Genomic DNA, 22,153 nt, shown 5'->3' with positions numbered 1-22,153 from the left:
TGCACCGGCTCGCGCGGATCGGGTCGCCCGGCGCGAGGCCGGGCGGGTGGCGCATCACTGCGCCTGGTAGATCTTGTCGAAGATGCCGCCGTCGTTGAAGAACTTGGGCTGCGCGACCTTCCAGCCACCGAAGTCCTTGTCGATGGTCACCAGGTTGAGTTTCGGGAACTGGTTGGCGAACTCGGCGGCGACCTTGGCGTTACGCGGACGGTAGAAGTTCTGCGCGGCGATGCGCTGGCCTTCTTCGCTGTACAGGTACTTCAGGTATTCCTCGGCGACCTTGCGGGTGCCCTTCTTGTCTACGGTCTTGTCGACCACGGCCACCGGCGGCTCGGCCAGGATGGACACCGACGGAACGACGATCTCGAAGTTCTCGCCGCCCTGTTCCTTCTTGGCCAGGAAGGCCTCGTTCTCCCACGCCAGCAGCACGTCGCCGATGTTGTTGTTGACGAAGGTGATGGTCGAGCCGCGGGCGCCAGTGTCCAGAACCGGCACGTGCTTGTACAGGTTCTTCACGTATTCCTGGGCTTTCTCTTCGCTGCCGTATTGCTTCTTCGCCCAGGCCCAGGCGGCCAGGAAGTTCCAGCGGGCGCCGCCGGAGGTCTTCGGGTTCGGGGTGATGACTTCCACGCCCTGCTTGGTCAGGTCGCCCCAGTCCTTGATGCCCTTGGGGTTGCCCTTGCGCACCAGGAACACGATGGTCGAGGTGTAGGGGGTGCTGTTGTCGGGCAGGCGCGCCTGCCAGTCGGCGGGCAGCAGCTGGCCCAGCTTGTTCAGTTCGTCGATGTCGCCGGCCAGGGCCAGGGTCACCACGTCGGCCTTCAGGCCGTCGATCACGGCGCGGGCCTGCTTGCCCGAGCCGCCATGGGACTGCTGCACGGTCAGATCATCGCCGCCCTGGGCCTTCCAGTGCTTGATGAAGGCGGCGTTGTAGGCCTGGTACAGCTCGCGGGTCGGATCGTAGGAAACGTTCAGCAGTTGGGTGGCGGCGGAAACCGGGCCGGCGATCAGGGCGCTGGCCAGGGCGGCCAGGGCGAAACGGCGGATGGACATGTGCAGCTCCTGAAAAAAATGCAGTTCGTTATGTTTGTTTGGCAGGGTCTTTCGGGGGGCGATGTCAGCCGCGCATTCGCGGCTGGCTGCTGCAGTACCGGTGGGGTAGGGCGGTCATGGCGACGCTCCGGTTGTCCAGTCGTGTTCGCAATCAGCTCAGGCTCAGGCTTGTTTGCCGGGGCTCTGCTGCAGGCGGAATTTTTCCTTGCGCTCGATCTGCACGACCTGGCCGTTGTGCACGGTGATCTCGACGGCGCCGAAACGCAGGCCACGCAGGGCGCTCTGCACTTCGCGCAGGATGTTGGCTTCGTCCTGGCCGTCCAGGCTACGGAGGGTTGCGCTCATGGGTATCTGCTCCTAGTGAGTTGACCACCGGCCGTTTCACTGGCGGCGCGTGCGGTGTGAGCGCATCTTAGGCAGGAGCTGGATATTCTTAAAAATACTGTTTAAGAATTTTTATATACCAGAAAGTTTTTAGCGCCAGCTAGCCGGGCTGGCGCGGCAGTTTCGCCAGCAGGGCCTGCGCGGGCTGCGGCTTGTCGTACCAGTAGCCCTGGCCGAAATCGCAGGCGTGGGTGAGGAGGAAGGCGGCCTGGTCGGGGCGTTCGATGCCTTCGGCGACCACCTGCAGGCCCATGCTCTGGCCCAGGGCGATCACCGCGCGGGCGATGGCGGCGTCCTCGGTGTCGTCGGGCAGACCGGCGACGAAACCCTGGTCGATCTTCAGCTTGTGCACCGGCATGCGCTTCAAGCGCATCAGCGAGGAATAACCGGTGCCGAAGTCGTCGATGGCCAGGTGCACTCCCAGCAGGCGCAACTGGCTGAGCAGTTCCAGGCCCTGGTCGAAGTTCTGCATCACCGCGCTCTCGGTGACTTCGAGCTCCAGGTGGTGCGGGTCAAGGCCGCTCTCTTCCAGTGCCAGGGCGACGCGCTCTTCGAGACCGCCGCGCCCGAACAGCCGGCTGGAAACGTTCACTGCGATGAAGTCCAGGGCGATGCCGGCATCGAGCCAGGCGCGCATCTGCCGGCAGGCCTGGTCGAGCATCCAGGCGTCGAGCGCGGTGATCAGCCCGGTTTCCTCGGCCACGGGGATGAACTCGCTGGGCGGCACCAGGCCGCGCTGCGGATGCTGCCAGCGCACCAGTGACTCGACCCCGACCATGCGCCCACTGGCCAGGTCATGCACCGGCTGGAAATAGATACGCAGTTCATCGTGGTCCAGCGCGTGGCGCAGCGCGGCTTCCACCTGGACGTGAGAGCGCGCGCGGGCGGTCAGTTCCGGGGTGTAGAAGGCGTACAGGCTGCGGCCGCTGGCCTTGGCCTGGAACAGCGCGGCATCGGCGTGCTGCATCAGGTGGTCGACGTTGCGCGCATCCTCGGGGAACAGGCTCACGCCGAGGCTGACGGACATGTAGATGGTCTGTCCGTCGACCGCGAACGGCGCGTTCATCGCCTCCAGCAGGCGCTGGGCGAGGCTGCTGGCGTGCTGTTGCTGCGGGCTTTCGAGGATCACCGCGAACTCGTCGCCGCCGAGGCGCGCCAGGGAGCAGCGCTCGTCGAGGCAGGCTTGCAGGCGTTCGGCGATGGCCTTGAGCAACTGGTCGCCGGTGCTGTGCCCGAGGCTGTCGTTGATGTGCTTGAAGTGGTCGAGATCGATCACCAGCAGGGCGCCGCCGCCTTGTTCGCGGTCGGCGCGGGCCAGGGCCTGTTCGATGCGCTCGCGCAGCAGCAGGCGGTTGGGCAGGCCGGTGAGCGGATCGTGGTGGGCGAGGAAGTCCAGCTCATGCTGTGAGCGCTTGAGGCTGCTCAGGTCGGAGAACACTGCCACGTAGTGGGTCAGCTGGCCCTGGTCGTTGCGTACCGCGCGGATATGCTGCCACTGCGGGTACACCTCGCCACTCTTGCGGCGGTTCCAGATTTCGCCGCTCCACACGCCGTCGCGCAGCAGGGCTTCCCACATGCGGTGATAGAAGGCGGCGTTCTGCCGGCCGGACTTGAGCAGCGACGGCTGGCCGCCGAGCACCTCTTCGGCCGTGTAGCCGGTGATGCGCGAGAACGATGGATTGGTGTGCACGATGATGCCGCGGCTGTCGGTGACCAGCAGGCCTTCCTGGGTCGCCTCGAATACCGCCGCGGCCTGGCGCAGGTGCTCCTCGTTGCTGCGCTGGCGGGTGACGTCGCGGCTGATGCCGGTCATGCGCAGCGCTTCGCCACTGGCGCTGCGTTCAACGCGGCCGCGAGCGTGGATCCAGCGATAGCCGCCGTCACTGTGGAGGATGCGATAGACGCAGTCGAGTTGCTCACTCAGCCCGTCGACATGGTCCTGGTAGGCCGCGAGGGTTGCGCCGCGGTCCTCGGGGTGCAGGCGGTTTTCCCAGAGCAGGAAGTCGTCGCTCAGACGCTCGCAGGGCAGGCCGATCAGGTTGGCGTAGCCCGGCGAATAATAGACGCGCTGGGTGCGCAGGTCCCAGTCCCAGACCCCGTCCTCGATCACGTTCAACGCGCGGCTCAGGCGTTCCTCCCGGTCGGCCAGGGCGCTCACTGTGGTCTGCTGGCGGCAGAGGTGCCGGTTCAGCAGCAGGTACAGCAGCAGCGCGCTGATTCCCAGGAAAACGTACTTCTTGGCGATCATCCAACGCAGGAGCTGGGCCGGCTCGGTGAAGATCATTTGTAACCAATGGTCACCCAGCAGCATCCAGAGGGCGGCGAACACCAGGTACAGCAGGCTGATGCGAAGGGCGCTAAGTCGAGGGTTCATGCGGCGGCAAGCTGGAGATATTGGCTGCGCAGTATAAAGGATGCCCGCCGGCGGTCGTTCTTATCTAAAAGACCGGATGGTTTTCCGGACCCGCTTGGTGATAATGCGAGCTGGCTTTGTCCGACAAAGTCGCTCTTTCACACCACTTCCGAGGTTCATTGTCGACCATGTGGTACAACGGTTTTCTTGACCTGTCGCCGTGGCAACTGGTGGCGGTCACCCTGGTCCTGACGCACATCACCATCGTCAGTGTCACCGTTTATTTGCACCGCTATTCCGCGCACCGCGCCCTCGAACTGCACCCCGTGCTGCAACACTTCTTCCGTTTCTGGCTGTGGATGACCACGGGCATGAACACTCGCGAGTGGACCGCCATCCACCGCAAGCACCACGCCAAGTGCGAAACCGCCGACGATCCGCACAGCCCGGTGTACAAGGGCCTGGGCACCGTCCTGCGGCGCGGCGCCGAGCTCTATCGCGAAGAGGCGAAGAACGAGGACACCCTGCGCATCTACGGCAAGAACTGCCCGGACGACTGGCTGGAGCGCAATGTCTACAGCCGCTACCCGCTGGGTGGCATCGTGCTGATGTTCCTGATCGACGCTGCCCTGTTCGGCGCCCTCGGCCTGACCGTCTGGGCCGTGCAGATGGCATGGATTCCGGTGTGGGCCGCCGGGGTGATCAACGGCCTGGGTCACGCGGTCGGCTACCGCAACTTCGAGTGCCGCGACGCCGCCACCAACCTGGTGCCCTGGGGCATCCTGATCGGCGGCGAAGAGCTGCACAACAACCACCACACCTACCCGAACTCGGCCAAGCTGTCGGTGAAGAAGTGGGAGTTCGACCTGGGCTGGGCCTGGATCAAGGTCTTCAGCTTCCTGCGCCTGGCCAAGGTGGCTCGCGTGGCGCCGATTGCCCACCGGGTGGAAGGCAAGGGCAGCCTGGACATGGATACTGCCATGGCCATCCTCAACAACCGTTTCCAGATCATGGCCCAGTACCGCAAGCTGGTAATCGGCCCGCTGGTGAAGCAGGAACTGGCCAAGGCCGACGCGTCGGTACGCCACCTGTTCCGCCGCGCCAAACGTCTGCTGTCGCGGGAAACCAGTCTGCTGGAAGAGCGCCACCACGCGCGCATCCAGGACCTGCTGGCGCAGAGCCAGTCCCTGCAGGTGATCTACGAAAAGCGCCTGGCGCTGCAGCAGATCTGGGTGAAGACCAGCGCCAACGGCCACGACATGCTCGCCGCGATCAAGCAGTGGGTGCAGGAGGCGGAAGCCAGTGGCATCCAGTCGCTGAAGGAATTCGCCGAGCAGCTCAAGACCTATTCGCTGCGCCCCGCCGTGTAGCCGACTCCATCGTCCTAGGACGATGTGAAGCCGGTCGCAAGAAAAGCCCGCCGTTCGGCGGGCTTTTCGTTTATTTTGCAACCGCCTGGCGTAGTTTGCGGTCATAGCCCCGGTCGATGAGCGGGAGGCGCCAATACATGGATGAACAGAACAAGATGCCTGCGGATCAGGACGAAGCCCTGCTGGCGTTGCTGCACAGCCGCGCCGAGGTACAGCGGCTGAAGGAGCGCGAACAGCTCTTCAGCGTGCTGCTTGCCAGTATCAACTCAGTCCTCTGGGCCTTCGACTGGCAAGCCCAGCGCATGGTCTATGTCAGCCCGGCCTACGAGCGCATCTTCGGCCGTTCCGCGGCATTGCTGCTGGCGGACTACGGCGAATGGCAGAACTGCATCTATCCCGATGACCTGGACTACGCCCAGAGCAGCCTGCTGGAGGTACTCGAACGCGGCGCCATCGAGCAGCGCGAGTACCGCATCCTGCGTGCCGACGGGCAGGTGCGCTGGCTGAGCGACAAGTGCTTCGTCAGCCAGCACAACGACGCCGGCGTGCCGCAGATGATCGTCGGTATTGCCGAGGACATCACCGACAAGAAGCACATGGAGACCGAGCTGCATCGCCTGGCCACCACCGACGTGCTGACCCAGAGCAGCAACCGCCGCTACTTCTTCGACAGCGCCGAGCAGGCCTTCCTCGACTGCAAGGCGACTTCCACGCCGTTGGCCTTCCTGCTGCTGGACGTGGACGATTTCAAGAAGATCAACGATGCCTACGGCCACCAGGTGGGCGACGTGGTGTTGCAACGCATTGCCCAGAGCGGGGCGGGCGCGTTGCGCCGGGGCGACCTGTTCGGCCGCATCGGTGGCGAGGAATTCGCCGTGCTGTTGCCCGGATGCAACGAGACGATGGCGCGGCAGATCGGCGAACGCCTGCAACGCGAAGTCCAGCGCCTGCGCTTCAACGAAGCCGAGCAGGTCTTCAGCGTGACCATCAGCCAGGGGCTGACCTTGCTGCAACCGGACGATCAGAACCTGTCGGCGCTTTACAGTCGCGCCGATGCGGCGCTGTATCAGGCCAAGCGCACCGGCAAGGACCGCATAGTTCAAGGATGAAACACCACTCCTCGGATCAGGTGGCGGCGTTAATACTTTTCGACTAATACCATTGTTTCACGGTGGAGAATAAGCGCCGTTGCCAGTTTGATAATGTCATTATATTGGCGTGTTGATAATCAATAAGTTACAAGTGCGATATTGCCTTTTGTCGGATTATTGGCGGTTCGGGGCTTCGTTGATTGACATACCTCCAGCCCCCCCTCTATTACTAATCACATAGCAATATCGAATGGTGTCTGGATGAGACACCAGGGGAGTTATCTCAAGAGCGGCGTGTCACGGAAGATTTGATCCATCCCCTGTCTTCCCACCACCTCCTGTCCTCAGCTCACGCACTTCCGTGGCGCTCGCCGCAACGGAAGCGAGGCTTTTTTGCTGTCGTTTCCAGATTTTCGGAGTTGGCCGAGGGGCGGTAGCTTTGCCCGGCGGAACGTAACGGCCACGGCAGGGACAAGCAGTTGATCAATCGTTGATGGAATCGGGTCATTCGAACTCGGGCGGTAGCTTTGTCTTCGAATTTTGCCAGGAGCCCGATGCGCAGCGATTTCCGCTGCTGGAGCCACTCCCGTGGATGACCGACGAAAGCAGGGCGGCAGGTGAAGCCCCAGGGGCTGCCGAATAAAGCGGAACGCCTTCTGGTTACGCAGGAACGAACCTCCGGCAGATTTGCCGGAAAAGTAAGCATTAATAGTTTCAAGTCCCGGAAGAAGTTTTATACGACCTTCTGACATATCGCCAATCGTAGTTATCCCTTTCTTCCAGGCTTCGCTGTTCTTGAATTTCCCGTTGAACTTCAAAAGCACCGAGCGCTATTTCCGTTATCGCAGAAAGTGCAACTTCGGCGGGCTTTCCGAAGTGCTTTCTCCGGCACTCGTTCGCGATGTGCCGTTCACGCATCCGTCCCCGCTCCGATCGAGCCTTGCAGTGTGCGACGGAATTTCGGCGCGAACGCGCGCCCCTTGCCGGCCGGTCGTGCCGGCGTCACGACGAGGGCCACGTGCCCGAGCTCGCTAGGGAGTCAGGCTGATGACCGAGCAATCCTTTCGTTCCAGTTATGCCTGCGTGGTCGGTGGTGCCGGCCCGGCCGGCATGGGGTTTCTGTTCAATGCCTACAAGACCGGGGCGCTCGCCAGCCTGGCGCGTTCCGGCCTGCTGGTCGTGGATGCCGCGCTGGCGGTCGGCCGTGGCCGTCTGGGGGACTACCACATCACCGCCAATTCGGTGGGCGATGTGTTCCTCGACTGCCTGCGCGATCCGGCGCTGCTGCCGATCTTCGCGCCGCTGGAGCATTCGGCGGCCTTCCGCCGGTTGCGCGACGACCCGCACGGCGCGCCGATGCTCACGCAAGTGGGCGAGTTGCTGGCGCACGCCTCGACGCTGTTCATGCGCTACGTCACCCAGCACCTGGGCGTCGACGTTGCCCTGGGTACCCGCATCGAGAAGGTCACCGCTCACGGCGATGGCAACTTTCAGCTCGCCCTGCGCAGCGGTTCCTGCTCATGGCAGGTGGAGGCGGGCGGACTGGTGCTCAACCTCGGTGGCCGACAGACCCGCGAGTACCTGCACTGGAGCCTGGCCGAGCAGGACCTGCACCTGAGCGCCGACGGCCCCATCGTCTATTCCTCCGACGCGCTGCTCAGCCTGAGTCCCGCCGAACTGGTGGAACTGTTCAGCGACCGGGTGACACCGGACAGCCATTTCACCGTGGTCGGCGGTTCCCACAGCGCCTTCTCGGTACTCGACAACCTGGCCTGCGCCCTCGACTGTCTCGGCCTTGAACGGCTGACCCTGATGCACCGCGCGCCGATCCGCCTGTTCTTCGAGAGTGTCGAGGAGGCGCTGGCCGCCGGCTACCAGGTGGACGAGAGCATGGATGTCTGCCCGGTGTCCGGCCGGGTCAACCGCTCCGGCGGGCTGCGCTACCGCGCCCACCAGGTGGGTACCGATGTGCTCGCCAACGGCCATGTCAGTGGCACCCGGGTGAAGGTCGAGCTGTTGCGCCTGGAGGACCGCTCGCCGGCTATCCGCGAGCGCCTGGAGCGCTGCTGCAGCGAGCCGGGCGTGATGGTCCAGGCCATCGGCTACCAGCCCTGCCTGCCGGCGATGCGCCACGCCAACGGCGAGCCGTTGCAGGTGCGCGAGAGCAAGGGCGGACTGGACTCCGACGCCGCCGGTTGCCTGCGCGATATCAACGGCCGGCCGATCCCCGGGCTGTACAGCTTCGGCCTCGGATCGGGGTTGGCGGCCAACCCGATGCTCGGCAGCGAGCGCTCCTTCGACAGCCGCATCTATGGCGTCTGGCAGTTCCACCACGACGCCAGCGGCAGGGTCATCGAAGCCCTTCAGGAACACTTGGCCGGCCACGCCCCGCAGGCGCCAGAGCCGTCACTGGAAGCCCCGCTCGACGGCGCGCCTTTCGTGCTGTCCGCGCTGGGTTGAGCGGCAGAGGCACCTTTCATCCATCAGAGGGATGCGATTGTGATCAATGTGACCAAGACGTATCTGGGCGACCTGGACAAGTTCAAGCGCTACGTGGAGCAGATCTACGCCACGGGCTGGCTGACCAACCACGGTCCCTTCGCTACCGCGCTGGAAGAGCGTCTGCAGGACTACCTGGGGGTGCGCAATGTGATCCTCACCTGCAACGGCACCATCGCCTTGCAGGTGGCCTATCGCGCGCTGGGTGTGACGGGCAGCGCGGTGACCACGCCGTTCAGCTTCGTCGCCACCAGCAGCACGCTGGAGTGGGAGCACATCCGGCCGCGCTTCGCCGATATCGACGCGCGCACCTGGAACCTCGATCCGCAGCTGATCGAGGCGAGCCTGGCGCCGGACACCACGGCCATCGTCGCCACCCATGTGTTCGGCAATCCCTGTGCGGTGGAAGAGATCCAGGCGGTGGCCCAGCGCAATCGCCTGAAGGTGATCTACGACGGCGCCCATGCTTTCGGTTCGCGCTATCGCGACCGCTCGGTGCTGGCCTGGGGCGACCTGAGCACCCTGAGCTTCCATGCCACCAAGCTGTTCCACACCATCGAGGGCGGCGCCATCGTGACCGCCGATGACGAGCTGGCCCGGCAGATCCGCCTGCTGTGCAACTTCGGCATCGCCGGCGTGGACAAGATCGTCGGCCCCGGGATCAACGCCAAGCTCAACGAGTTTTCCGCCGCCATGGGGCTGTGCCTGCTCGACGACATCGACAGCATCCTCTCCCAACGCGAGGAAATCGCCGCCCGCTACACCGCCGCGCTGAGCGGTTACTACGACCTGCAGACCGTCCAGGCCGGCGCCCGGCAGAACAACAGCTACTACCCGATCGGCCTGCGCGACGAGGAACAGGTGTTGCGTGTGCGCAGCGGGCTGAACGCCATCGGGGTCAACCCGCGGCGTTACTTCTACCCCTCGCTGGACACCCTCGATTACCTCGCGCCGCAGCAGCCGCAAGCCATCTCGCGCGAACTGAGCCAGCGCATTCTCTGCCTGCCGCTGTATCCGGGGCTGCCGCAGGACGTGCAGCATGCGGTGATCGAGGTGTTGCAGATGGACGCCGGCCGGGTGGCCGTGGCGGTGTGAGGAATCGGTCATGTTGGCCAAGCGCTCGCTGTCGATGATCCGCAATACCCTGCTGAACTACGCGGGGCAGGCCTATGCGATCGCCATCGGCATCCTGATCCAGCCGTTCTATCTCGGCCATCTGGGCGCCGAGGCCTATGGCCTGATCGGTTTCTTCGCGGTCCTGCAGTCCTGGTTGCTGTTGCTGGATGTCGGGCTCTCGCCGGCCCTGGTGCGGCAGGTGGCCCATGTCCGTGGTGCCGAGGGCGAGGCCTATGGCCAGGCGAGCCTGCTGCGGTCCTTCGAGCTGATCCTGCTGCCGCTGACTGTGCTCAGTTCGCTGGCGGTGTATGCCGGCAGCCCGTGGATCGCCGGGCGCTGGCTGAACGTGCACGTGCTGAGTCCGATGCTGGTGGCGCAGTGCATCAGCCTGATGGGCCTGCTGGTCGCCCTGCGCCTGTACGGCACGCTGTACCGCAGCGCGCTGCAAGGGTTGGAGCTGCACGGCTGGATCAACGGGATCAACGTCTTCGTCACCACCCTGCGTTACTTCGGCGGCCTGCTGCTGGTGGCCAAGGTCAGCCAGGACCCGCTGATGTTCTTCCAGTTCCAGGTGGCGGTGTCGCTGCTCGAAACCCTGATGCTCGGCGCCAAGGCTTACCTGTGGATGGAGGTGCGGCTGTTCACGCGGTTCTGCTGGAACACGCTGCGGCCAGTGATTCCCTTCGCCCTGGGGATGAGCTTCACCTCCGGCTTGTGGATCATCCTCACCCAGCTCGACAAGGTGCTGCTGTCGAGCCTGATGCCCTTGCGGGACTTCGGTTATTTCTCATTGGTGGCGCTGGTCAGCGGCGGCATCCTCAGTCTGGTCAATCCGTTGGCGCAGTCGCTGCTGCCGCGCATGACCATGCTGATCGCCGAGGGGCGCCATGACGACATGCAGCAGCTCTATCTGCAGGCGAACCGTTTCGTCTGTGTGCTGCTGCTCCCGATGGTCGCGGTGATCGCCGCTCATGGTCATGACCTGATCCTGGCCTGGAGCGGCGATCCCGAGGCCGCCAGATGGTGCCAGCCGGTGCTGGTCTGGTATGTGCTCGGCGCCGGCCTGATGGCGGTGAGCAGTTTCCAGTTCTACCTGCAGTACGCCCATGGTCAGCTGCATCTGCACGTCTGGTACAGCGTGGTGTCGGCGCTGGTGAGCATTCCGCTGGTGGCGGCCAGCGCCTACCTGTACGGCGTGCTCGGCGTGGCGCTGTGCTGGTTCGGCCTGCGCCTGGCGTCGTTCCTGCTCTTCCCGCCGATCGTGCACCGCCGCTTTGGCGATGACCTGCAGTGGCCCTGGCTGCGCGACACCCTGCAGGTCGCCGCGCTGAGCGGTGCCGGGGTGCTGCTCAGCGAACCCGTCTACGCGTTGCTGGCCCGTTCCGGCGAGCGTCTGTCGCTGCTGCTGGCGCTGGCCGCCTGCGGGTTGATCACCCAGACCCTGGTGGGCGTGGGCTGCGCTGCCGCGTTGCTGCGTCTGTTCAAACCGTTCCAGAAGCCGAGTGCCTAGACATGGATATCCGCTCCGAGCTGCAGATCCTCTCCAACTGGCCGGAAGCCCCCGAGCCGCTGCTGAGCATCGTCTGCCTGGCCTACAACCAGGTGAACTACATCGGTCGCACGCTGGACAGTTTCCTCGAACAGATCACCGACTTCCGCTTCGAGGTGGTGATCAACGACGACGCCTCCACCGATGGCACCGCCGAGCTGATCGCCGACTACGCCGCGCGCTACCCGCACATCATCAAGCCGATCTTCCACAAGGAAAACCAGTACTCCAAGGGCGTCTCCCACGGCATGCCGACCTTCCGCAAGGCGCGCGGCCGCTACATCGCCTACTGCGAGGGCGATGACTTCTGGACCGATCCGCACAAGCTGCAGATCCAGGTCGATTTCCTCGAGCGCCATCCGGACTACGTGATCACCTATCACGATGCCTATGTCTTCGACGAGGGCGGCATCCTCAAGCCGCGGCAGCTCACCGGGCGATTGCGCCGTGACGCCAGCCGTCGGGAGCTGCAACAGGGCCGCGCGATTTCCACCCTGACCGCCTGTTTCCGCAATGTCCTGGGCGAGATGCCCGAGGAGTTGCGCACCACCCGCATGGTGGACCTGTGCTGGTGGTCGCTGCTGGGGGCCTATGGCAAGGGCAAGTTCCTCGAACAGATCGGCCCGGCCGCCTACCGCCGGCACAAGGGCGGGATCTTCTCCATGCAGGCGGACCGCGTGCAGCAGCGGATGACGCTGCACACCTACTACTGCCTGTCGCGCTACTACCAGCGCATTGGCGACCAGGCGCTGCATGAGTACTTCCTGGTCCAGGTCTGCCGCCTGTCGATGGCCGCGATTCCCCTGCCGCGCAAGATCGAGGCATTCCTGCTGCTGGTCGGCAATCACAGCCTGAACCTGCTCAAGCGGCTGAACCCGATCCACGCACGCTGAGCCGCGTCACGTCACCGGAGGATGGAAGTCCATGAGTATCATGCCCCACACGTCCCTGGAGAATGTCCAGGACACCCGCATCGACGTGGCAGGCCTGCTACGCCTGCTCTTCGACCACAAGCGAATGATCATCATCGTCACCGGGCTGTTCGCCACCCTGGGGCTGATCTATGCGCTGATCGCCACGCCGATCTATGTCTCGGGCGCGATGATCCAGGTCGAGCAGAAGAAGAACGGCCTCAATGGCACCCCCGAGGTGATCAACCGTCCCGACTCGGTGTCCCTGGCCGCCACCGAGATCGAGCTGCTGAAATCCCGCGCGGTGCTCGGCAAGGCGGTGGAGCTGCTCAAGCTCTACATCGTCGCCAAGCCCCGGCACATGCCGCTGCTGGGCGACTACATGGCCCGCCACTTCAAGCCGACCCCGGCCCAGCCGCTGGCCTCGCCGCTGTTCGGCATGGGCGCCTACGCCTGGGGCGGCGAGCAGATCAAGGTGTACCAGCTGGAAGTGCCCGAAGAGTACCTCGGCGAACCGCTGACCCTGGTCACCGAGAATGGCGGCGCCTATGTCCTGCTCAATGCCGACGGGGAGCAACTGCTGCGCGGCGAGGTGAACAAGACCGTCATCGAGAAGGGCTTCACCATCGAGGTGGACGCGCTGCTGGCACATCCGGGTACCGAGTTCATCCTCACCCGCAACCGCCTGCTGACCACTACCCTGGAGTACCAGAAGGCGCTCAAGGTGGTTGAGGCCGGCAAGGACTCCGGGATCATCTACATGACCCTTGAGGATCCCAACGCCGGGCAGGCCGACCTCATCCTCGACAAGATCAGCCACCTCTACGTGCTGCAGAACGTCGAGCGCAGTTCCGCCGAGGCGTCTCAGCGCCTGCAGTTCCTGCGCTCGCAGCTGCCGATGGTACGCATGGAGCTGGAGCGCGCCGAGGCCGCCTACAACGCCTACCAGACCAGCGCCAAGTCCGCCGACATCAGCGTCGAGACCCGCGGCGTGCTGGACCAGGTCGTGGGCATCGACAACCAGCTCTCCGACCTCAAGCTCAAGCGCGCCGAGTACGACCGCCTGTATGCTCCCGGCCACCCGACCTACCAGGCGCTGCTGAAGCAGGTGGCGAGCCTCGAGGCCCGCAAGCAGGCGTTGCAGGGGCGTATCCAGGCCCTGCCTTCCACCCAGCAGGAACTGCTGCGTCTCTCCCGCGACATGCGGGTCACCCAGCAGACCTACACCACCGTGCTGGACAAGGCCCAGGAGCAGGACATCCTGCGCGCCGGCACCATCGGCAACGTACGGGTGATCGACACCGCCCAGGCCGACGTGGAGAAACCGGCCAAGCCGATGCGCAAGATCATCGTGCTGCTCGCCACCCTGATCGGCTTCTGCGTCGCGATGGGCATGCTGTTCCTGCGCCAGGCCTTCTACCGGGGCGTGGAAAATCCCGAAGCGATCGAACAACTCGGTCTCTCGGTACTCGCGGCGGTGCCTTACTCCCGTCAGCAGGAGCGCCTGGAAAGGGAGCGCAAGGGGAATATCACCGCCCATGCGCCCATGCTGCTGGCCGCCGCCAATCCGGGCGACCTGGCCAACGAGGCATTGCGCAGCCTGCGTACCAACCTGCACTTCGCCCTGCTGGAAGCGCGCAACAACGTGGTGATGCTCACCAGCCCGGCGCCGGGCGCCGGCAAGTCGTTCGTCTCCTGCAACCTGGCGGCGATCGTTGCCCAGTCCGGCCTGCGCACGTTGCTGATCGACGCCGACATGCGCAAGGGCTACCTGCACCGCGTCTTCGGCCTGACGCCGCGCCATGGCCTGTCCGATGCGCTGAGTTCCGGACGCCCGCTGAGCGAAGTGATCCTGCCGACCGAGGTGTCGGACCTGGACTTCATCTCCTGCGGCTTCGCCGCGCCGAACCCCTCGGAACTGCTGATGCACGAAAACTTTGCCCAGCTGCTGCGCGATGCTTCGGCGATGTACGACCTGGTCATCATCGACACCCCGCCGGTGCTGGCGGTGACCGACGCGTCGCTGGTCGGCCGGCTGTGCGGCATCAGCCTGCTGGTGACCCGCTTCGGCCAGAGTCCGGCCAGCGAGATCGACACCGCCCGCCGCCGCCTGGGCCAGAACGGCATCCATCTGCAGGGCGCGATCCTCAATGGAGTCAGGCGCAAGGCCTCGACCGCCGCCTACGACTACGGCGCCTACGCCTACCGCTACGACAGCCGCGACTGAGCTTCACAACGTCCGGCGTCTTCCTGCCTGGCCCGCCGCTCATGACGGGCCGAGGCTCGACCCGCCAGGCAACCATCCCTCCTTTCGGGGCGTAGTACCAGGCAACGCCTGGCCCCGTCCTCACTCATCGCCCGCCCCGGCGTCGAGGCATACGCATCATGAGTCACGCTGACCCCCTTCATCGCTGGTACCTGATCCAGACCAAGCCTCACCAGGAGCTGCGCGCCGAGGAAAACCTGACGCGTCAGGGCTTCTGTTGCTACCGGCCGGTGGTCGGGCAGGGCCCTCGGCCACAGCCATTGTTCCCCGGCTACCTGTTCATCCACCTGGATCAGCAGCACGACAACTGGTTCCCGATCCGTTCGACCCGCGGTGTGGCGCGCATCGTCAGCTTCGGCCCGCAACCGCTGCCGGTGGCCGATGAGCTGGTGGAGGACATCCGCCAGCGTTCCCAGGCGATGCCGCCGCGTGCAGCCAGGCACTTCGAGCAGGGCCAGGTGGTGCGACTGCATTGCGCCGGAGACTGCGAGGTGGAAGCGATCTTCCTCTGCGACGACGGCACCGAACGGGCGCTGATCCTGCTCAACCTGCTGCAGCGCGAACAGCGCGTGCGGGTGCCGCTGAGCCAGCTCTCGGCGGCCGGCGGGGAAAAGAAGAGGGCGGGCCTGAGTGCCCGCTGAGCGACGAGGGAGACGCCCCATCATGAGTGGATCGACCGTACTGGTGACGCTGACCTATGGCGACCGTCTGGCCTACCTGGAGGAACTGCTCGCCAGGGCCTTGCGCGAGCCCGACATCGCCCGCGCGATCGTTGTCAGCAATGCCTCGGTGGCCGAACTGGACCACTTGTTCAGGCTCTGGCCCAATCGCGTCCAGGTGATCGAACTCAGCAGCAACACCGGTTCGGCCAACGGCTACTGCGTGGGTATCGAGGCGGCGTTGAGGACCGGTTGCGAATACATCTGGCTGATGGATGACGACAACGCGCCAATGCCGGGTGCCTTCCCCCTACTCAAGCAGCGCCTGCTCGATTGCGTGCAGCGCCACGGGGCGGACCAGACGGCGGTGCTGGGCTTTCGCGCGGAGCACCAGGCGGACGTCGTCGCCGGCGTGCCGAAGCGCTTCATCGCGCCGCCGCGCTCCAGCTATTTCGGCTTCCATGTGCATCAACTGCCCTACAAGCTGTGGCGCCGCACCCCCTGGGGCAAGCCCCACCCGCACCCGCTGGAGCCGCTGCTGGAGCTGCCCTTCGCCTACTACGGCGGGCTGCTGGCGCACCGCCGGCTGATCGAGCGCATCGGCCTGCCGCGCCGCGAGCTGGTGCTCTATGCCGACGACACCGAATACACCTTTCGCATCAGTGCCTGCGGCGGCCATCTCTACCTGGTACCCGATGCCGGGTTGGATGACCTGGAGCGTTCGTGGAACCTCAAGCAGCGCACCTCCAACATCTACGAGACCTACCTGCTCGGCAGCTCGGACCTGCGCGCCTACTACGCCGCGCGCAACCAGGCGTGGTTCGACAAGAACCTGTGGGTCGCCTCGCCGCTGATGTACCGCTTCAACCGCTGGGTATTCCTGTGCCTGCTGCATTTCTTCGCCCATCGGCATGGCCGCGAGGGGCGCCTGCAACTGCTGCTGCGCGCGATCCGCGACGGCGAGTCCGGCGCGCTGGGCATGAGCCGGACCTATCCGCTATGAAACTCCTGTTTCTCAATACCCTCTATGCCCCGCAAGTCGGTGGCGGCGCGGAGCTGATGGTGCAGGCCATGGTCGAGGGCCTGCAGGGACGCGGCCATGCGGTACGGGTCCTGAGTGCAGGGCCCGAAGCCGGCCTGCAGGAGGAGTTGTACAACGGCGTGCCTGTATTGCGCGCCGGCCTGCGCAACCTCTACTGGCCGTTCGCCGACCCGCGCCCAGGCCCGCTGCGGCGGCTCGCCTGGCATGCGCTGGACCGCTACAACCGTGGCATGCGCGATGTGCTGGCGCAGGTATTGGCGCAGAACCGGCCGGACGTAGTGGTGTGCCATAACCTGGCGGGCTGGTCGATTGCCGCCTGGGACGCGATCCGCGATGCCGGGTTGCCCATCGTGCAGGTCCTGCACGACCAGTACCTCACCTGTCCGCGCGGGATGCGTTTCAACAAGGGGCGGCACTGCCAGCGGCAATGCGGTTCCTGCGCGTTTTTGCGGCGCTCCCATGCGCAGGCGTCGGAGCGGGTGGACACGGTGGTCGGCGTCAGCCGCTACCAACTGGCAGCCCTGGTCGATGCGGGTTACTTCACTTGCAGCCAGCGCTACGTCGTCTACAACTGCGCGCCGTTCATTCCCTGGCAGGAGGCGCCGGCCGAGGTTGCACAGCACCGGCCGCTGCGTTTCGGTTTCATCGGCGCGCTCACCCCGAACAAGGGTGTGAAGTGGCTGATCGAGCAGTTCCAGAAGCAGGCACTGGATGCCTCGCTGCTGATCGCCGGACGTGGCGAGACGGGATATGTGAACACGCTGAAATCCCTCGCCGACCCGCAGCACGTGCACTTCGTCGGGTATCGCAACCCCTGCGGGTTCTTCGCTGAAATCGATGTGGCCGTGGTGCCCAGCATCGGGCCGGAGTCCTTCGGCCTGGTAGCGCTGGAGGCCTGCGCCCATCACCTGCCGGTGATCGTTTCGACCCGTGGCGGCCTCGTCGAGATCGTCCGGGATGGAATCAACGGACTGCACTGCTCGCCGGAGCGTCCCGACTCGCTGGGCGAGGCCCTTCGCCGCCTCGCCGAGGACGTACCGCTGCGCCAGCGCCTGGCCTCCCAGGCCCGGGACAGTGTGGCGTCGATGCTCAGTGTCGAGCGGATGCTCGACGAATACGAAGCTGTCCTGCAGCACACCCTGCTCAGCCGTGGAGCCCGCCATGGATCTGCAATCGCCGTATCCACGCTTTGAGCGCTCGAGCGGCATCACCTTCGACCGCTCACTGCTGGTGCTGTGGGTGGTGGTGGCGGTGTTGCTGGTGGAGACCTTCAACGGGGCGTTGCGCTTCTACGCCGACCGCGTCGGCCTGTCGGCGCTGGTTTACGTGCCGAAGGTGGGCTGCGTGATCGCGGTGGCCTGGGAACTGTTCACCCGCCCACAGCAGCGCGGCCTGTGGCTGCTGCTGATACTGGCGGCGGCCTCGCTGATGCTCGGCCTGCTGCATGGCGCGAACTCGCTGGCCGGGGCCTTCAGTATTTTCATCTATGCGCCGCTGCTGTTCGGCCTGCTCTGCGGAACCTATCTGGAGATGCACCGCAAGATGCTGGGCTGGGTCATCTTCTTCTGCTTCATCGCCTCGCTGGCCGGCATCGCCCTGGACATGCTCGGCAACGTGCCGTGGAAGGGATACACCTACGCCATGGCCGGCGTGGTGATCAGCGGCAACCGCGCCTGGAGCGCCTACGGGCTGGACCGCATCGCCGGCTTCTCGCGGATGTCGTCGAGTCTGGCGTTCATGCTGTCGATCTTCAGCCTGTACCTGGGGTCGTTCCGCCTCTCGCTGCTGCTGCGCTGGCTGATCTATGGGGTGGCACTGGCGGCTATCGTCCTGACCACTAACAAGACCTCCGCCGTCGCCTTCGTCATCGTCCTGCTGGTGATGAACACGGCCGGCTACCGCCTGATATTCCTGCTGGCCACCCTGGTGGTGGTGTTCGGCGCGCTGGCGCTGCCGCTCTATGGCCTGATCGTGGATGTCGAGCCGTACCTGGCCAGCTCCAGCAGCGACAACCTGCTCGGCTCGATGGTGGAGCGCCTGGTCCACACCTGGCCGAACCTGGTCAAGGTGATGACCTACAACGGCTGGGCCTACACCGGCGCCGGCCTGGGCATGACCGGCAGCGCCTACGCGGCCTATCCGGTGTTCGGCATCGAGCAGCTGGCGGTGGCGGACAACACGCTGCTGTACCTCTGGCTGCTGTTCGGTGTCGCCGGAATTGGGCTCTATGTGCTGGCGATCCCGCTGCTGATGCGTCTGCAGCGCCAGCCGGGAAGCGAGGCCCGTGCGCTGCTGGGCATCACCTACTGCATCCTGCTGATGGGCTGGACCAGCGACGTACTGGAAGCGCAGGTGCCGAGCCTGTTCCTGGGCCTGGCCATCGGCCGGGCACTGCGCCTGCCGGAGGAACTGGTCACGCCGCCGGCGCCGCAGGCCTGGCGCCTGCAGGGCAAGGGCAAGGGCAAGGGCAAGGGCGGGGTGCTGGGCCTGCTGCTGTGTGGCGCGTTGCTGGCCGGGGCAGGGCAGACGCCCCGCGCGTTGGCCAACGAGGCTCCGGTGGCCGAGCGGGGCGCGCCAGAATTCATCGTTGGCGTCAGCACTCACCAGAACATGCGTCCGGGCAACCGCGAGGGCATCAATCGCCTGGCGCAACAGGCCGGCATCCAGTCGTTCCGCGACGATGCCTTCTGGTCCAGCGTCGAGCGCGAGCCCAACGTGCTGTCCCTCTACGACAGCTGGCGCACCCAGCTGCGCAGTACCCGCAGCCTGGGCATCAGCACCCTGCTGATCCTGGGGGTGGAGAACCAGTTCCACGGCAACGCCAAGCCGCGTGACGAGGCCTCCCGTGCCGCCTACCTGCGCTACGTGCGCTATGTGGTGCGCAACTTCAGGGGCCAGGTGGCGATCTACGAGATCTGGAACGAGTGGGATGTGGAGAACCCCACCGACAAGGCTTTCAGCGACGAATACCTGGTCCTGGTCCGCGCCACGGCCAAGGTGATCCGCGAGGAAGACCCGCAGGCCCGGATCATCGCCGGCGCGGTGACGCTGCGCGGCATTCGCGAGGGCTTCGCCGAGCGCCTGGTCGCCGGTGGGTTGCTGGACGTCACGGACGGCCTGTCGCTGCATCCTTCTGTGTACTGCGAGGGCGAGCTGGCGACGCCGGAGAACTGGCTGGAATGGTTCAAGGGCGTCAACCAGCAGCTCGAACGGGCCGCCGGCAAACCGGTGCCGTTGTACTTCACCGAGTTCAGCTGGCCAGCCAACGACGGCGGCTGCGGGCTCAGCCGCGAACGCCAGGCGGCCTACCTGGCGCGCGCCTACTTCCTGCTGCGCAGCCTGCCGAACGTGAAGGGCTCCTGGTGGTACGACCTGGTGGACGACGGCATCGACCGCCGCGAGATGGAGCACAACTTCGGCCTGCTCACCGCCGACGGCAGGCCCAAGCCGGCCTACCACGCGATGGCCAGCGTGGCGGAGATCATCGGTCACTACCGTTTCGTCGGCCGGGTTCACAACGACGACCCGAACCTATACCTGCTGCGTTTCGCCAGGGCCGGCGACGAAATCCTGGTGGCCTGGACCCTGGGCCGTGAGCAGAGCCTGAAGATCACCAGCCAGCCGGGTAGCTCCGATCTCCTCTGGCGCCTGCGGGACTTCGAGGGGCTCAGCGCCAATCCGGGCCAAAAGGTGCCCTGGAACTGCCCCGCGGGTGGAGGGCCGTGCCAGGCCGACATCCGTATCGACAACGCTCCGACGCTGCTGCGCAGCGCTCCGGGCTATCAGCTGTCACTGCGCTGAATACGGCGCGACGACTCGCCGAGAGGGCTTCCATGATCGTTATCAACGCGCGTTTCCTGTCCCAGGAAATCAGTGGCGTGCAGCGCTTCGCCGAGCAGATCTCGCTGTCGCTGGCGCGCTTGCGCGGCGACGTGCATTTCGTTGCGCCACCCGGCCCGCTGCAGCGGGAGGAGGTCGCCCAGCGCCTGCACGTCGAGCGCATCGGGCGCAACCACGGGCACCTGTGGGAGCAGGTCGATCTGCCGCTGTGGCTGTTGCGCAACGGCCGGCCGCTGCTGGTGTCGCTGTGCAATACCGCACCGCTGGCCTACGGTCCGCAGCTGGCGACGCACCACGACATCGCCTACGTGCGGCATCCCGAGAGCTTTTCCTGGCGCTTTCGCGCGCTGTACCGGACGCTGACCCCGCTGATGCTGCGGCGGGTGCTGGCGCTGGTCAGCGTCAGCGAGTTCTCCCGCGAGGAGATCGCCTCGCACTACCACTTCCCCAGCGAGCGCATCCACGTGATCGCCAACGCGGTGTCCGCGGCGTTCTGCCCCGGCCCCGTGGCGGCGGGCGGGCGACCCTATCTGCTGGCGGTGTCCTCGCCGGCCGCGCACAAGAACTTCGCGCGGATGATCGAGGCGTTCGACCTGCTGCACGATCTGGATGTCGACCTGCACATCGTCGGCTCGGCCGCCCGCGCCTTCGTCGATTATCGCTTGCAGTCCAGCGGGCAACGCGAGCGCGTGCGCTGGCTGGGACGCATCGACGACCGCCAGCTGATCGAGGAGTACCGCGGCGCGGCGGCCTTCGTCTTCCCGTCGCTCTACGAAGGGTTCGGCATACCGCCGCTGGAGGCGCAGGCCTGCGGTTGCCCGGTGATCGCCGCTCGCAGCGCCTCGGTCCCCGAAGTGCTGGGCACCTCGGCGTTGTACTTCGACCCCGCCGATACCCAGGCCCTGGCCACGGCGATGCGCCGCGTGCTGCGGGATGCGAAGTTGCGCACCAGCCTGCGCAACGCCGGGCTGGAGAACGTCCTGCGCTTCTCCTGGGACCTCTCCGCCCTGCGTCTGTCCAGCCTGATCGACTCCTTTCTAGCCGAACGCGCGGACTATCTGCCGCGCTTCAAACCGCTCGAGTAGCCCGGTTCCTGGCTACCGCGCCAAGGAGGCATTGCCATGAAAGGCATCATTCTCGCCGGCGGCTCCGGCACCCGCCTGCACCCCATCACCCTCGGGGTCTCCAAGCAATTGCTGCCGATCTTCGACAAGCCGATGGTGTACTACCCGCTGTCGGTGCTGATGCTCGCCGGCATCGACGAGATCCTGCTGATCTGCACCCCCACCGACCTGCCCAACTTCCGCGCGCTGCTCGGTGACGGCGAGCAGTTCGGCCTGCACCTGCGCTATGCGGTGCAGCCTTCGCCGGACGGCCTGGCCCAGGCGTTCCTGATCGGCGAGGAATTCATCGGCAGTGATTCGGTGTGCCTGGTGCTGGGCGACAACATCTTCTACGGCCAGAGCTTCACCGCGACCCTGCGCGAGGCCGCCTCGCGCGAGCGCGGCGCCACCGTGTTCGGCTATCAGGTGGCCGACCCCGCGCGCTTCGGCGTGGTGGAGTTCGACGCCGACGGCAAGGTGCTCTCCATCGAGGAAAAACCCCGGGTGCCGCGCTCCAACTACGCCGTGACCGGCCTGTATTTCTACGACAACCGGGTGGTCGAGATGGCCCGGCAGATTCGCCCCTCGGCCCGTGGCGAGCTGGAAATCACCGACATCAACAACCTCTACCTCGAACTCGGCGAGTTGCGCGTGAGCCTGCTGGGGCGCGGCTTCGCCTGGCTGGACACCGGTACCCACGAATCGCTGATGGAGGCCGGTCACTTCGTCCAGACCATCGAGGCGCGGCAAGGGCTGAAGGTCGCCTGCCTGGAGGAAATCGCCTTCCAGCAGGGCTGGTTGTCCACCGAGGGCCTGGCCCTGCAGGCCGAGCGCCTGGGCAAGACCTGTTATGGCCGCTACCTGCAGCAATTGCTGCGCGATGCCCGTCCCTGAAACCGACTGCCGTCCGTGCGTTG

General features: G+C 65.5%; 16 protein-coding genes. 13 read left to right on the top strand and 3 right to left on the bottom strand.

The window, feature by feature from the left end:
* Positions 1-54: 54 nt before the first annotated feature.
* The 3 genes from ACAW63_RS03390 to ACAW63_RS03380 all read right to left on the bottom strand — a co-directional run bounded on the left by ACAW63_RS03390 (position 55) and on the right by ACAW63_RS03380 (position 3,811).
* Positions 55-1,053 (bottom strand): sulfate ABC transporter substrate-binding protein, encoded by a 999-nt coding sequence (locus ACAW63_RS03390; protein ID WP_371231693.1) that lies wholly within the window; start codon positions 1,051-1,053, stop codon positions 55-57.
* Positions 1,054-1,215: 162 nt separating this feature from the next.
* Positions 1,216-1,398 (bottom strand): sulfur starvation response protein OscA, encoded by a 183-nt coding sequence (oscA, locus tag ACAW63_RS03385; RefSeq protein ID WP_275609213.1) that lies wholly within the window; start codon positions 1,396-1,398, stop codon positions 1,216-1,218.
* 139 nt (positions 1,399-1,537) lie between these two features.
* Positions 1,538-3,811 (bottom strand): putative bifunctional diguanylate cyclase/phosphodiesterase, encoded by a 2,274-nt coding sequence (locus tag ACAW63_RS03380; protein ID WP_371231692.1) that lies wholly within the window; start codon positions 3,809-3,811, stop codon positions 1,538-1,540.
* A 167-nt stretch (positions 3,812-3,978) separates the two neighbouring features.
* Here ACAW63_RS03380 and desA point away from each other — a divergent pair, with 167 nt between their 5' ends.
* From desA to rfbA, 13 genes are all read left to right on the top strand, one after another.
* Positions 3,979-5,160 (top strand): delta-9 fatty acid desaturase DesA, encoded by a 1,182-nt coding sequence (gene desA / locus ACAW63_RS03375; protein WP_371231690.1) that lies wholly within the window; start codon positions 3,979-3,981, stop codon positions 5,158-5,160.
* 137 nt (positions 5,161-5,297) lie between these two features.
* Complete coding sequence (locus tag ACAW63_RS03370) at positions 5,298-6,269, top strand: sensor domain-containing diguanylate cyclase (protein ID WP_275609210.1); 972 nt, start codon at positions 5,298-5,300, stop codon at positions 6,267-6,269.
* A 1,029-nt stretch (positions 6,270-7,298) separates the two neighbouring features.
* Positions 7,299-8,711: a hypothetical protein gene (locus ACAW63_RS03365; protein WP_371231689.1), complete on the top strand. Its 1,413-nt coding sequence runs from the start codon at positions 7,299-7,301 to the stop codon at positions 8,709-8,711.
* A gap of 39 nt (positions 8,712-8,750) precedes the next feature.
* Positions 8,751-9,845 carry a DegT/DnrJ/EryC1/StrS family aminotransferase gene (locus ACAW63_RS03360; RefSeq protein ID WP_371231688.1) on the top strand — a complete coding sequence of 365 codons (1,095 nt, stop codon included), beginning with the start codon at positions 8,751-8,753 and terminating at the stop codon, positions 9,843-9,845.
* Between the two features lie 10 nt (positions 9,846-9,855).
* On the top strand, positions 9,856-11,376 hold the full coding sequence (locus ACAW63_RS03355; RefSeq protein ID WP_371231686.1) for a lipopolysaccharide biosynthesis protein: 1,521 nt from the start codon (positions 9,856-9,858) through the stop codon (positions 11,374-11,376).
* A 2-nt stretch (positions 11,377-11,378) separates the two neighbouring features.
* Positions 11,379-12,308, top strand: coding sequence for a glycosyltransferase family 2 protein (locus tag ACAW63_RS03350; protein ID WP_371231685.1), 930 nt, complete (start codon positions 11,379-11,381; stop codon positions 12,306-12,308).
* A gap of 31 nt (positions 12,309-12,339) precedes the next feature.
* Positions 12,340-14,553, top strand: a complete 2,214-nt coding sequence (locus ACAW63_RS03345; protein ID WP_371231683.1) for a polysaccharide biosynthesis tyrosine autokinase — start codon at positions 12,340-12,342, stop codon at positions 14,551-14,553.
* A gap of 158 nt (positions 14,554-14,711) precedes the next feature.
* Positions 14,712-15,233 carry a transcription/translation regulatory transformer protein RfaH gene (gene rfaH / locus ACAW63_RS03340; protein ID WP_371231682.1) on the top strand — a complete coding sequence of 174 codons (522 nt, stop codon included), beginning with the start codon at positions 14,712-14,714 and terminating at the stop codon, positions 15,231-15,233.
* A gap of 22 nt (positions 15,234-15,255) precedes the next feature.
* On the top strand, positions 15,256-16,254 hold the full coding sequence (locus ACAW63_RS03335) for a glycosyltransferase (protein ID WP_371231680.1): 999 nt from the start codon (positions 15,256-15,258) through the stop codon (positions 16,252-16,254).
* Positions 16,251-17,486 carry a glycosyltransferase family 4 protein gene (locus tag ACAW63_RS03330; protein WP_371231678.1) on the top strand — a complete coding sequence of 412 codons (1,236 nt, stop codon included), beginning with the start codon at positions 16,251-16,253 and terminating at the stop codon, positions 17,484-17,486. Before ACAW63_RS03335 ends, ACAW63_RS03330 begins: the two co-directional genes overlap by 4 nt.
* Complete coding sequence (locus ACAW63_RS03325) at positions 17,455-20,094, top strand: hypothetical protein (RefSeq protein WP_371231676.1); 2,640 nt, start codon at positions 17,455-17,457, stop codon at positions 20,092-20,094. The genes ACAW63_RS03330 and ACAW63_RS03325 overlap by 32 nt, the downstream gene beginning before the upstream one ends.
* A 32-nt stretch (positions 20,095-20,126) precedes the next feature.
* Entirely contained in the window at positions 20,127-21,218 is a 1,092-nt protein-coding gene (locus ACAW63_RS03320; protein WP_371231674.1) for a glycosyltransferase family 4 protein, read from the top strand.
* Positions 21,219-21,254: 36 nt separating this feature from the next.
* Positions 21,255-22,130 (top strand): glucose-1-phosphate thymidylyltransferase RfbA, encoded by an 876-nt coding sequence (gene rfbA / locus ACAW63_RS03315; RefSeq protein ID WP_371231672.1) that lies wholly within the window; start codon positions 21,255-21,257, stop codon positions 22,128-22,130.
* The last annotated feature ends 23 nt before the right edge of the window (positions 22,131-22,153 follow it).

It is taken from the genome of Pseudomonas sp. QE6, assembly GCF_041379005.1.
In the GTDB taxonomy this organism is placed as follows: Bacteria; Pseudomonadota; Gammaproteobacteria; order Pseudomonadales; family Pseudomonadaceae; genus Pseudomonas.
Note: the sequence above shows the minus strand (reverse complement) of the source record. Positions and strands in the feature narration are given on the sequence as shown.